The organism is Achromobacter ruhlandii (genome assembly GCF_902859695.1).
Taxonomy (GTDB): domain Bacteria; phylum Pseudomonadota; class Gammaproteobacteria; order Burkholderiales; family Burkholderiaceae_B; genus Achromobacter; species Achromobacter ruhlandii.
Map to the genome: position 1 here is coordinate 359,493 of NZ_CADIJL010000003.1, position 12,228 is coordinate 371,720.

The 12,228-nt window shown below is 68.2% G+C and carries 12 protein-coding genes; 5 read left to right on the plus strand and 7 right to left on the minus strand.

Annotation, left to right across the window (positions count from 1 at the left end; genetic code table 11):
* Positions 1-61 precede the first annotated feature (61 nt).
* Positions 62-2,035: a DUF3857 domain-containing transglutaminase family protein gene (locus HV742_RS06050; RefSeq protein ID WP_254600982.1), complete on the plus strand. Its 1,974-nt coding sequence runs from the start codon at positions 62-64 to the stop codon at positions 2,033-2,035.
* On the opposite strand, the gene HV742_RS06055 is transcribed toward HV742_RS06050, so the two are convergent.
* Positions 2,022-2,990 (minus strand): Bug family tripartite tricarboxylate transporter substrate binding protein, encoded by a 969-nt coding sequence (locus HV742_RS06055; protein ID WP_175144674.1) that lies wholly within the window; start codon positions 2,988-2,990, stop codon positions 2,022-2,024. The two genes, HV742_RS06050 and HV742_RS06055, sit on opposite strands and share 14 nt — an antisense overlap.
* 85 nt (positions 2,991-3,075) lie before the next feature.
* A complete protein-coding gene (locus HV742_RS06060) occupies positions 3,076-3,795 on the minus strand; it encodes a YggS family pyridoxal phosphate-dependent enzyme (protein ID WP_175144675.1) in 720 nt (239 codons plus the stop codon).
* Positions 3,796-4,009: 214 nt separating this feature from the next.
* On the opposite strand from HV742_RS06060, the gene HV742_RS06065 reads away from it, so the two are divergent.
* Entirely contained in the window at positions 4,010-5,251 is a 1,242-nt protein-coding gene (locus HV742_RS06065; RefSeq protein WP_100507629.1) for an aminotransferase-like domain-containing protein, read from the plus strand.
* 127 nt (positions 5,252-5,378) lie between these two features.
* A complete protein-coding gene (locus HV742_RS06070) occupies positions 5,379-6,395 on the plus strand; it encodes an amino acid ABC transporter substrate-binding protein (RefSeq protein ID WP_175144676.1) in 1,017 nt (338 codons plus the stop codon).
* A gap of 109 nt (positions 6,396-6,504) precedes the next feature.
* On the opposite strand, the gene HV742_RS06075 is transcribed toward HV742_RS06070, so the two are convergent.
* The 3 genes from HV742_RS06075 to dprA all read right to left on the minus strand — a co-directional run bounded on the left by HV742_RS06075 (position 6,505) and on the right by dprA (position 9,248).
* On the minus strand, positions 6,505-6,978 hold the full coding sequence (locus HV742_RS06075) for a hypothetical protein (protein WP_175144677.1): 474 nt from the start codon (positions 6,976-6,978) through the stop codon (positions 6,505-6,507).
* 96 nt (positions 6,979-7,074) lie between these two features.
* On the minus strand, positions 7,075-7,983 hold the full coding sequence (locus HV742_RS06080; RefSeq protein WP_049076821.1) for a hydroxymethylglutaryl-CoA lyase: 909 nt from the start codon (positions 7,981-7,983) through the stop codon (positions 7,075-7,077).
* 149 nt (positions 7,984-8,132) lie between these two features.
* Complete coding sequence (dprA, locus tag HV742_RS06085) at positions 8,133-9,248, minus strand: DNA-processing protein DprA (RefSeq protein WP_175144678.1); 1,116 nt, start codon at positions 9,246-9,248, stop codon at positions 8,133-8,135.
* Between the two features lie 257 nt (positions 9,249-9,505).
* Here dprA and def point away from each other — a divergent pair, with 257 nt between their 5' ends.
* On the plus strand, positions 9,506-10,018 hold the full coding sequence (gene def / locus HV742_RS06090) for a peptide deformylase (protein WP_006389914.1): 513 nt from the start codon (positions 9,506-9,508) through the stop codon (positions 10,016-10,018).
* A 29-nt stretch (positions 10,019-10,047) separates the two neighbouring features.
* Positions 10,048-10,989, plus strand: a complete 942-nt coding sequence (fmt, locus tag HV742_RS06095) for a methionyl-tRNA formyltransferase (protein WP_175144679.1) — start codon at positions 10,048-10,050, stop codon at positions 10,987-10,989.
* 58 nt (positions 10,990-11,047) lie between these two features.
* Here fmt and HV742_RS06100 read toward each other — a convergent pair whose 3' ends face one another.
* Both HV742_RS06100 and HV742_RS06105 read right to left on the minus strand, forming a co-directional pair.
* Entirely contained in the window at positions 11,048-11,563 is a 516-nt protein-coding gene (locus HV742_RS06100; protein ID WP_054417863.1) for a class IV adenylate cyclase, read from the minus strand.
* A gap of 22 nt (positions 11,564-11,585) precedes the next feature.
* Complete coding sequence (locus HV742_RS06105; protein ID WP_100505053.1) at positions 11,586-12,212, minus strand: HAD hydrolase-like protein; 627 nt, start codon at positions 12,210-12,212, stop codon at positions 11,586-11,588.
* Positions 12,213-12,228: the final 16 nt, after the last annotated feature.

The following is a 12,228-nucleotide window of genomic DNA, read 5'->3' on the forward strand; positions in this document are numbered from 1 at the left end:
GTTGCTATTTTATTGCAAATAGCATTGCGTCTCAGTTGTAGATTAAGGCGACGCATTTTCCATGCCTGTTTTCCCCCGTGCCCCCATCCTGGCCGCCGTCCTGGCAGCCACGGCCAGCCTGCCGGCTCATGCCGCGCGCCAACCGATTGCCGAGGCGCCCCTTTCCGGTGAAACCGAATTCCACTGCCACTTCGATCAGGACAACAGCACCGAGTGCGTCAGCACTTACCGCTATACCATCCTGACGCTGGCCGGGCGCGACCTGGTCTCGCGCATCGACCGCAGCTACGCCGAGAACGATACGCTCAAGGTCGAGCGCGCCGAACTGATCCAACCGGGCGAAAAGCCCGTGCCGCTGACCGCCGCGCAGATCGATACCCGCATGGCGCCCAATCCGGACCAGGGGTTCCTGCGGGAGAAGCAGACCTCGCTGGCCTTTCCCAACCTGCGGGTAGGCAGCACCATCGTCTATACCCTGCGCGAACGCTTCGCCGGCATTCCGTCGGCCACGCAGTTCCACTACGTGCTGGACCTGCAACCGCGCGCCGTGCGGCAGGAGCGTTTCCGGGCCGAGTTCAGCGCCGACCGCCCGATGGTGTGGCGGGGCCGGTCCATGGACGCCTATCGCGTCGAGGCGACGCCCGATGCCAGGCACATCACGGTGGAGCTGAAGGCCACGCCCTACTACTACGCTTACGTCAATGAGTCGGACCAGGGTTATCTGCGGCAGTCGCCGCGCCTGGAGATCGGCAGTTCCGACGCGCTGCAGGACTATTTCGGCCCGTTCGCCAGGCGCTACAACGAGATCCTGGCGGCCGCCTTGCCACCGAACGCCGCCGCCGCGGTCGCGGCGCAGCGCGGCCAGCCCGCGCCCAAGGCCGTGGCCGGCCTGATGCGCCATCTGCACGAACACTATCGCTACCTGGGCGACTGGCGCAGTAGCGAGCGCGGCCAGATCCCGTTCGCGCTGGACGAGATCGAGCGCCGCGGCTATGGCGACTGCAAGGATCTGGCGGTGTTGCTGGTGGCCATGTTGCGCGCGGCCGGCATCGACGCCGAACCCGCGCTGGTGACGCGCGGCACCATGGCGCCCGACCTCCTGCTGCCGGGACTGGCGGCGCCCAACCATGCCATCGTGCGTGCCCAAGTGCAGGGCGCGACCTGGTGGCTGGATCCCACCAACCCGGTGTTCGTGCCGGGTTTCACCATGCCCGACATCCAGCAGCGCTGGGCGTTTGTCATGGACGATCAAGGCCATATGCGGCGCGAGGACATCGCGCTGGAAGCGCCGGCGGCGGGCGTCGTGGTGACACGCAACGAGCAATTCGGCAAAGGCGGGCAAGCACAGGTGCGCGCGTCGGTCGAGGTCGGGCGGATGGTGGCGGCGGAAGTCAGCGTGGGCGACCTGCAGAACGGCGCCACGGCGATGGACCAGGCGCTATGCCGCAGCTTCGCCGCCGAGAACCGCGATTGCCGGCTGCAACGCGCCGCCAGTGACTTCGTGGTGCCGGCCGTCTATCGCATCGACGCCACGCTGGTGGACCTGCGGGCGTTGGAACGCGTCGGCGGGCAGTATGTGCACGCGCAGTCGCACCTGGGCGATGATTGGGAATCCTTCGCCCGCTATCGCCAGACTGGCCAGCTGGCGGATATCTACCTCGGCACGCCGGAGATATCGTCGTACGAGGTGACGCTGGCGGGCGGCCAGGTCGATGCGCGGGCGCTGCATTGCCAGGTGCGCTCGCCCTGGATCGACGTCGACCTGGATGGCAAGCCTGCCGACTCGGGCTACCAGTATCGCTACCGCAGCGTCCGCAAGGTCAGCTGGTTCAGCCATGGCGACATCATGTCGGAGGCGTTCGGCCAGGCCATCGAGCAGGGCCGGCAATGCGTGGAGTCCCTGCGCCTGGCGGTCAGGCTGCCGCGCGAGCGACCGGCCAGCGGGCCGTTGCCGGCAGCGCCAGGAGCACCAAAGAAAAACGCGGCCCCGTGGGGCCGCGTTTTTCATGGGCGGGGCGGGCTCATTCGAGCTTGATGTTGGCCTTCTTGATCACCTCGGCCCAAGTGGCGCGTTCCTGGTCGGCATAGGCCTTGAAGTCCTGCGCCGACATCGGCATCGGGATGACGCCCATGTCCAGCATCTTCTGCGACACGGCCGGCGATTTGAGCGCGGCATCGAGTTCGGCGGACAGCTTCTTGACCACCGGTTCCGGCAGACCGGCGGGGGCGACCAGGCCCTGCCAGGCGTAGGCGGTGAAGTCGGGCACGCCCTGTTCAGCCATGGTGGGCGCGTCCGGCAGCACGGCAACGCGCTCGGGCGTGGCCGCGGCCAGCACGCGCAGCTTGCCGGCCTTGACGTTGGGCAGGCCGGCGGCCAGGTCGATGAACATCACGTCCACCTGTCCGCCCAGCAGGTCCTGGATGGCGGGCGCCGCGCCCTTGTAGGGCACGTGCAGCAGGTTGGCGCCGGTGCGCTGCTTGAACAATTCCAGCGCCAGGTGATGCGGAGAACCGGCGCCAGCGGAGGCGGCGGTCAGCTTGCCGGGCTCCTTCTTGGCGGCCTGGATCACGTCGTTGACCGTCTTGTAGGGCGAATTGACGTTCACCGCCAGCAGCAGCGGGAACTTGGCGATGCCGCCGACGTAGGTGAACTTGGACGGATCGTAGGCCAGCTTGGCGTACAGCGTCGGGTTGTACGCCAGGGTGCCGGAGTCGGCCGTGCCGATGACGTAGCCGGAGGGGTCGGCCTGCGAGATCGCGGTGGCGCCGATGATGGTGGCCGCGCCGGGGCGGTTCTCGACCACGATGGTCTGGCCCAGCGGTTTTTCGATGCCGCTGGCCACGGTGCGCGCGACCACGTCGGCGCCGCCGCCGGCCGGGTAGGGCACGATCCAGCGAATGGGTTGGGTGGGCCAGGATTGGGCCGAGGCCGCGGTGGCGGCCAGCGACAGGGCGGCAAGCGCCAACAGGCGCCGGGCGTGCTTGTGCATGGGGAGTCTCCTCGTTTTTTTGCGAGGGTATTATGCCCCGGGCCGGCGGCAATATGCGTGTGTTTCGAGGCCCCGATTCAGCGGCTTATTGCGGATCCGGGTAGCTGCGGGCGCCGAAGAGGGCGGTGCCGATGCGCACTTCGGTCGAGCCTTCCTCGATCGCCAGTTCGAAGTCGCCGCTCATGCCCATCGACAGCCGCTCCAGCGACACGCCGGCAATGTCCGCTTGGCGCAACTGGTCGCGCAGTTCGCGCAGGGCGCGGAAGCAGGCGCGAACTTCCTGCGGTTCGGGCGAGTTCACGGCCATCGTCATCAGGCCCTGCACGCGCAGCGTGGGGAAGTCCGCCACGATGCGGCGCAGGAAGCCCGCCACCTGGTCTGGCGCCATGCCGTACTTGCTGGGTTCGGTCGAGGTTTTCACCTGGACCAGCACGTCGAGGGTCCGGCCCTCGTTGAGCAGGCGGCGGTGCAGTGCTTCGGCCAGGTCCAGGCGGTCCAGCGATTGCAGCTCGGCGGCGTCGCGCGCGGCGTCCTTGGCCTTGTTGGTCTGCAGGTGCCCGATCAGTACCCAGTGCAGGCCCTGGCCGGCCAGGGCGGCGGCCTTCTGGCGCAATTCCTGGGTTTTGTTCTCGCCGAAGCGGGTCAGGCCCAGCGCCATGGCCTCGCGGATGGCGTCGACCTCGAAGGTCTTGCTGACGGGCAGCAGGGTCACGCTGTCCGGCGCGCGGCCGGCGCGCTGGCAGGCCTGTGCAATGCGTTGTCGGATCCCGGCCAGGCGGGCGGCCATGGTGTCTACATCGGTCATGCGGTTCTCTTGGGAACGGAATGTCCCATAGTGTAGGACGCGCGCGCACCGTTTCGCCACACCGGGCCGCGCGCCACGCTATCTTCGTTGACCCTGTCCGAATCGCAGGCTTAGAATTTCAGGATATTTGTTTAGATTTCAATGTTCTAAACCCGCCGGCGCGGTCCTCGCGGACCGCGCGATTCCCTCCTCCCTTTCGCCGTTTCCCTTCGCCATGTCCAGCGCCGCGCCCGAGTACGCATTTGCCACGCCCTTCCTGAATCCCCCCGCTTCGCCGATCCGATCGCTCATGCCCTACGCGCTGCGTCCCGGCACGATCTCGCTGGCGGGCGGCTACCCCGCGCAGGAGCTGTTCGACGTGGATGGTCTGTCGATCGCCTCGACGCAGGTGCTGGCGCGTCTGGGCGCCTGCCTGCAGTACTCGAACATCGATGGCCAGGCCAGCCTGCGCCATGAGCTGGCGCGGCTTTCGGCGGCGCGCGGGCTGCAATGCAACGCGGATACGGAACTGGCCGTCACGGGCGGCTCGCAACAGGCGCTGGCGCTGTTGAGCCGGGTGATGCTGCAACCGGGCGACCACGCCATCATCGAATCGCCCGCCTTCCCCAATTCCGTGCAGGCGCTGCGCTACACCGGCGCCACCGTGCACACCGTGTCGTCGGGCCCGGATGGCATCGACATCGACGCGCTCGACGAGCTGGCCACCCGCGTCAAGCCCAAGGTCGTGTGCGTGGTGGCGTCGTTTTCCAACCCCTGCGGCGCCACCCTGTCACGCCAGCGCCGCCTGCGCCTGCTGGAACTGGCGGTCAAGCATCGCTTCCTGATCGTCGAAGACGACCCCTACAGCGAACTGCGCTTCGCCGGCGAAGCGGTGCCGCCCATCATGGCGCTGGCCGAAGGCGAGGCGCGCAACTGGGCCGTGTACCTGGCCAGCATGTCCAAGACCATGGCGCCGGCCCTGCGCATCGGCTGGCTGGTGGCGCCGGCCGAGATCCGCCGCCGCTGCGTCGGCGCCAAAGCTGCCGACGACATGGCTTCGTCCGCCTGGATCCAGGAAGTGGTGGCACAGTACCTGGCCAACGGCCGCTACGAAGAACACGTGCCGCGCATCCGCGCCGCCTACGGCCAGCGCTGCGACGCCATGGCCACGGCCCTGGCGCGCGAGCTGGACGGCCGCATCACCTTCAGCAAGCCCGAAGGCGGCATGTTCTTCTGGGCCCGCCTGACCGGCGAGGTCGACGCCACCCGCCTGCTGCCCTATGCCATCGAGCACGAAGTGGTCTACGTGCCGGGCAAGGCGTTCTACGCCGACCCGGCGCAGGCCGACCTGCACGCCATGCGCATGTCGTTCGCCACCATGAACGAAAGCCAGATCGCGCAGGGCATGGAGCGCCTGAGCCGCGCCCTGGACGCCTGCGAGGCCAACCTGCCGGTGTCTATTTCGCTCGCGGCGTGATATACCCAAATAAGCGCTTGTTATTTGGCGCGGGCGCTTCATGCCGATAAGCTTCTCGCCTCGGCGCGCTTGCGGGCCCCGCTTCAATGGGGCGCTCGCGCGTCCTGGAACCACAGGAAAACAAGTCATGAACATTGCAAAAGGGTTGGCAGGCGCGGCGTTGTTGTTCGCCGTGGCACAAGGGGCGCAGGCGGCCACGCTGGACGTCGTGCGCCAGCGCGGGGCGGTCGCCTGCGGCACCACCACGGGCTTCGCCGGCTTTTCCGCGCCCGACGCACAGGGCAAGTGGCAGGGCCTGGACGTGGACCTGTGCCGCGCGATCGCCGCGGCCGTGTTCGGCGATGCCAACAAGATCAAGGTGGTGCCGCTGAACTCGCAGCAGCGCTTTACCGCGCTGCAGTCCGGCGAAGTCGACGTGCTGACCCGCAATACCACCGTGACGCAGCAGCGCGATACGGCGCTGGGCATCATCCACGCCGGCATCAACTTCTACGACGGTCAGGGCTTCCTGGTGCCCAAGTCGCTTGGCGTCAAGAGCGCCAAGGAAATCAACGGCGCCACGATCTGCCTGCAGACCGGCACCTCCAACGAGAACACGCTGGCCGACTGGGCGCGCGCCAACAACGTCACCTACAAGCCGGTGGTGATCGAGACCTTCAACGAAGTGGTCAACGCCTTTGCCGCGGGCCGCTGCGACGTGTTCTCCACCGACGCCTCGGGCCTGGCCTCGATCCGCATCTCCAAGCTGCAGAACCCCGATGACTACGTGGTGCTGCCCGAGATCATCTCGAAGGAGCCGCTGGGCCCGTTCGTGCGCCAGGGCGATGATGCCTGGCTGAACATCGTGCGGTGGTCGCTGTCGGCCATGATCGAGGCCGAGGAATACGGCGTGACTTCCCAGAACGTCGACGAGCAGGTCAAGAGCAACAACCCCAACATCAAGCGCATCCTGGGCGTGACGCCCGGCGGCGGCGCCAACCTGGGGCTGGACGAGAAGTGGGCCTACAACATCGTCAAGCAGGTCGGCAACTACGGCGAGAGCTTCGAGCGCAACGTCGGCCAGGGCAGTCCGCTGAAGATCAAGCGCGGCCTGAATGCGCAATGGACGCAGGGCGGCCTGATGTACGCGCTGCCGATTCGCTGAGCGTGGCTTGGACCGGCCCGCGCGCCGGTTTCGGTCAAAGAAAAACCGATGCCGCGGCATCGGTTTTTCTTTGAGGGGAGGTGGCGCCTGCGGCGCGTTGCGCGGCGCGTCAGCGGCGCCGGTACACCTGCGCGATCCGGGTGAACGCCGCGCGCAGTTCGCGCGTGCCGCCCTGGAAAATCACCGGTCGGCCGCGGTGCGTGAACACCACCAGCCGCTTGGAAAAGATCATCGGCACGAAGCGGACTTCGCGCACGTCTTCCCAGGCGACCTCGCGGCGCGCGAACCAGGTCTGGCGCAGGCCGCGTTCGTCGATGGTGGTGATGGATGTCTGCATGTGCCAGGACACGAACAGCAGGCCGATGAAGCACAGGCCCACCACGATGGCCATCATGCCGTCCAGCGCCTGTCCCGGGGCGCGGATGGCGGTGGTGACCACCTGCACGCCCAGCACGGCCAGGATGACCCAGGTGAGAATGCGCACCCAATCGGGCCAGGCCTGCCCGGACAGGGGCAGCGGGCCGATGGCGCGCAGCAGGGCGGCGTGTTCCTCGGGCGAGGGCGGCTGGGCGGGGCAAGTCATGCGGCTGCGGAATTCCGATAGCGTTGCGAGAAGACGTGCGCCGGGTGGCCCCGACGCTCACGCGAAACGCGCGCAGCCATTCTACGGGTTTTCGCTTCAGGCGGCCCGCTTGGCGGCAATCGCATTGCCGGCACGGCTGGAACCCTTGCGGTTCAGGTTGGCCGACATCCATTGGCCGATATCGACCACCGCGTCGAAATCCACGCCGGTATCGATGTCCAGGCCGCGCAGCATGTACAGCACGTCTTCCGTGGCGACGTTGCCGGTCGCGCCCTTGGCGTAGGGGCAGCCGCCCAGGCCGGCCACCGAGGCGTGGAAGATCGAGATGCCGGTTTCCAGCGACGCCAGGATGTTGGCCAGCGCCTGGCCGTAGGTGTCATGGAAATGGCCCGAGACGCGCGCCGGGTCCACCACGCGGGTGACCGCGGCCATCACGTCGCGCACGCGCCGCGGCGTGCCCACGCCGATGGTGTCGGCCACGTCGATCTCGTCGACCTGCATGGCCAGATAGCGCTGGGCCACGTCCACCACGGATTCGATCGGCACTTCGCCCTGGTAGGGACAGCCCAGCGCGCAGCTGATGCTGCCGCGCACGCGGATGCCGGCCTCGCGGGCGGCCTGCACCACGGGTTCGAAGCGCGCGATGGATTCGGCGATCGAGCAATTGATGTTTTTCTGCGAGAAGGCCTCGCTGGCCGCGCCGAAGATGACGATCTCGTCCGCGCGGGCCGCCAGCGCCCCCTCGAAGCCCTTCATGTTGGGCGTCAGCACCGAGTAGATCGTGCCCGGCCGGCGCTGGATACGCGCCATGACGTCGGCGCCATCGGCCATCTGCGGCACCCATTTGGGCGACACGAACGAGGCCGCCTCGACGTTGGGAAAGCCGGCGGCCGCGAGGCGGTCGATCAGTTCCACCTTGATGTCGGTGGGCACGAATTCCTTTTCATTCTGCAGGCCGTCGCGGGGCGAAACCTCGACGATCTTGACGCGTGTGGGCAATGCCATGTCTCTTCCTGTATCGGTATCGGGGGCGGCCGCGGTGGCGGCCCGGTGCCAGGGACAATATTAGCGCCATCGCATCCGGCCCCGGGCGCGGCCCGCCTAGCGGGCGTTCGTGCGCCGGTCATGGCGCCATCTGGCCTTGGGCGGCGCCGTTATTTCAGGCGCTGGAAACGGCCATCGTCCAGGCGCGCGACGCGCGCGGCCAGTTCGAGTTCGAGCAATTGCGCTTGCAGCGTGGCGGTGTCCAGGCCGCAGCGCGCCTGCAGCGCGTCCAGATGCAGAGGGTCGAACCCCAGGGCTTCGAGTACCGGATGGTCCGGCGCCGCCTCTTCGGCCGGGGCGGCCGATCGACGGGTCCCCGGCTGCGGCGCGCCGCCGAGTTCGTCGGTGATGTCGGCGGCGGTTTCCACCAGCTTGGCGCCCTGGCGGATCAGCGCATGGCAGCCTCGCGACAGTGGCGAATGGATCGAGCCGGGAATGGCGAATACCTCGCGCCCGCTTTCACCGGCCAGCCGCGCGGTGATCAACGATCCGCTCTGCCTGGCCGCCTCGACCACCAGCACGCCGCGCGCCAGCCCGGCCACGATGCGGTTGCGCTTGGGAAAGTGGTGCGGCAGGGCGCCGGTGCCCAGCGGCAGTTCCGACACCAGCGCGCCGCGCGCGGCGATGCGGTGAGCCAGGTCGCGGTGCCGGGCCGGATAGATGCGGTCGATGCCGGTGCCCATCACGGCGACGGTGCCGGCGCCGTCGGGGCCGGCGTCCAGGGCGCCTTCGTGGGCCGCGGCGTCGATGCCCAGCGCCAGTCCGCTGACCACGCGCCAGCCGTTGGCGGCCAGGTGGCGAGCGAAGGCGCGGGCGTTTTCCTGGCCGCCGGGCGTGGCATTGCGCGCGCCCACCACCGCCAGAGCGGGGCCTTGCAGATAGGCCGGATCGCCGTTCACATAGAGCAGGATGGGCGGGTCGGCAATGGTGAGCAGGCTTTGCGGGTACTCCGGGTCGGACAGCGTCAGGATGTGGTGGCCGGGCGCCTCGACCCATTGCAGGGCGCTGTCGACCTGGGCCGCCATGTCGGCCGGCATGGGCGCGGCCAGCTGGCGTGCCAGCGGCTCCGGCAGTTGGCGCGCCAGGGCGGTGGCGCACTGGGCGTAGATCTGTTCGGGCAGCCCCAGGGCGCCCAGGAGCGTGCAGGCGGTGGCGGAACCGATGCCCGGTTCCAGGGACAGGCGCAGCCAGGCGGACAATTCAGCGGCGGTGTGGGTGAGCGGCATGGGCAAGGGGCGCCGGGCGGGCCGGCGCGGCAAAAGCATGGGGCGGGGCGCGCGTGGGCGTGCCGGACGTCCGAGAGTGTCGCACGGCGACCGGGCGCGGCCGCGCGGAGCGGATCGAATCGTCCCGGCCGGCAGCGGCCAAAATCGGGGCCGGGACGGCCGCCGATAATCCCTGGCTTAGCCGAAAACTATTAGAAATCAAGAATCTAATGAATTAAACTGTTGGTCAGACACCAATTACCGACGATCCCTTTTCAATGGCTTTACTTCCTATTCTTCGCTACCCGGATCCGCGCTTGCACAAAAAGGCCAAGCCGGTCGCCGAGGTCGATGACCGCATCCGCCAACTGGTGCGCGACATGGCCGAAACCATGTACGACGCGCCGGGCGTGGGCCTGGCCGCGACGCAGGTCGACGTGCACGAGCGCGTGGTCGTCATCGACGTGTCCGAAGAAAGCAACCAACTGCTGGTGCTGATCAATCCCGAGATCACCTGGCGCAGCGACGATTACAAGATCTACGAGGAAGGCTGCCTGTCGGTTCCCGGCATCTACGACGAAGTCGAGCGCGCCTCGCGCATCCGCTGCAAGGCGCTGGACATCGATGGCAAGCCCTTCGAGTTCGACGCCGACGGCCTGCTGGCCGTGTGCGTGCAGCACGAGCTCGACCATCTGGAAGGCAAGGTGTTCGTCGAATACCTGTCCAACCTGAAGCAGAATCGCATCAAGACCAAGCTGAAAAAGGCCGAGCGCGAAGCGCTGCGCGCCTGAGCCCGTTTCCTTTCTCCCGGTCCGACCCCATGCGCCTAGTCTTTGCCGGCACGCCGGAATTCGCCCGTATTGCCTTCGACGCCCTGCGGGCGGCGGGGCACGACATTCCCCTGGTCATGACCCAGCCCGACCGTCCGGCCGGACGCGGGCTCAAGTTGACGCCCAGCCCGGTCAAGCAGGCGGCGCTGGACGCCGGTATCCAGGTGGCCCAGCCGCGCAGCCTGCGGCTGGACGGCCGGTATCCCGATGAAGCCGCCGAGGCGCGGGCCCTGCTCGAACGTGTGGCGCCCGATGTCATGGTGGTGGCCGCCTATGGCCTGATCCTGCCGCAGTGGGTGCTCGACCTGCCGCGGCTGGGTTGCCTGAACATCCATGCGAGCCTGCTGCCGCGCTGGCGCGGCGCCGCGCCGATCCAGCGCGCCATCGAGGCGGGCGATGCGCGTACCGGGGTCACCATCATGCAGATGGATGCGGGCCTGGACACCGGCGACATGCTGCTGGAACGCATCGTGCCGATCGGCGCCGATACCAATGCCGCGCAATTGCACGATGCGCTGGCGCAGGCCGGCGGCGAGGCTATCGTGGCGGCCCTGGCCGCGTTGGCCCAGGGCGGCCTGGCGCCGACCCCCCAACCGCAGGACGGCGTGACCTACGCCGCCAAGCTGGACAAGGCCGAGGCCGCGCTCGACTGCAGCCAGCCGGCCGAACTGCTGGCGCGCCGTGTGCGCGCCTTCAATCCGGTGCCGGGCGCCAGCATCCGTCTGCCCGGGCTGGTCGATCCCGTGAAGGTGTGGCGCGCGCAGGCCTTGCCGCAGCCAGCCGCGGCGGCGCCGGGCAGCGTGCTGCGCGCGGATGCCGAAGGCATCGACATCGCTACCGGCGACGGCGCGCTGCGCTTGCTGGAGTTGCAGAAAGCTGGTGGCAAGCGCCAGCCGGTGGACGTGTTCGTGCGGGGCTGGCAGCCGGCCTGAGGTCGGCTGCCGCCGCGTCGCGGCAACGGGCCCCGCCGTGATGGCGGCCGGCCCGTTCTCAGGGGCGTTGGGCCAGCAGGTCCAGGTAGGCGCCCGAAAGCAGCTGATCGGGCGCGACTTGCAGGCTGGCCAGCAGTTCGTGGGCTTCGGCCATGCCGGCGTCGACGCTTTCGCCGTCGCGCAGCACCACTTCCAGTTCCAGGAATTCCCCCAGCCCCTCGACCCTGTCCAGATGGATGCGGGTGCGCCCCGCCATGAATAGCAGGCGCTGCTTGCGCACGCGGCCAATCACGCCGTGGGCCAGCGCCAGCGCTTCGCGCAAGGTGTCGGGCGATGCGGTCGGCGAGATGACGTAGAAGCTCTCCTTGGGCCCGGTAGCGTCGGCGCGGCGGTAGAAGATCAGTTCACCCGAGCCGTCGCCGAAGTCGCGCAGCTTGAGGCGGCCGCTAGCGCAGGCGAAGAAGGTGTCGTCCTGGGCGATGCTCACGGGCGCGGCGCCCGACAACGCCGCCGCCAGGGGTTCCAGGGCGGCCAGACTGGCGACGCGCGCCTTGATCTCGACATTGCGTGCCATCTCGCTTCCTTGATGGGGCCGCTCAGGCGAGCGCGGCGGGCAGGTCGGCGACCTGCAGGATCAGTTCGTCGGGGCCGCGCTCGCGCAGCGCATCCACGTGGTTGTAGCCCCAGGCCACCGAGCTCACGCGCACGCCGGCCTTGCGGGCCGCGTCGATGTCGCGCATTTCATCGCCCACCAGCACGAAGCGCTCGGGCGGGGTGCCGTGGCGCTGCAGCAGCCGGTCGATCTTGGCGGCCTTGCCGAACAGGTCGGTGCCGCATTCGTAGTCATCGAACAGGGCCGTGGTGTCGGGCCCCAGCACGCGTTGCACGTTTTCAAGGGAGTTCGAGCTGACCACCGCCAGCCGCATGCCGGCGGCCTTCAAGCGGGCCAGCGCGTCGGGAATGCCGTCGAACAGGTGCACGCTGGGATCGATTTCCTGCATCAGCGTGCGCACGTGCGCCATGATCGCGGGCAGCTTCCACAGCGGAATGCCGAGGAATTTGAGGATCTCGCCGGCGTCGCGATGGCGCAGTTGATCGCGCTCGGCGGCATCGATCTTGCGAAAGCCGTACTTGTCGGCCACCGTGTTCAGGATGGAGTTGAACCAGGGCATGGTGTCCGCCAGGGTTCCGTCGAAGTCGAAAGCTGCTATGTCGTATTTCAAGTAAACAATCCGATGC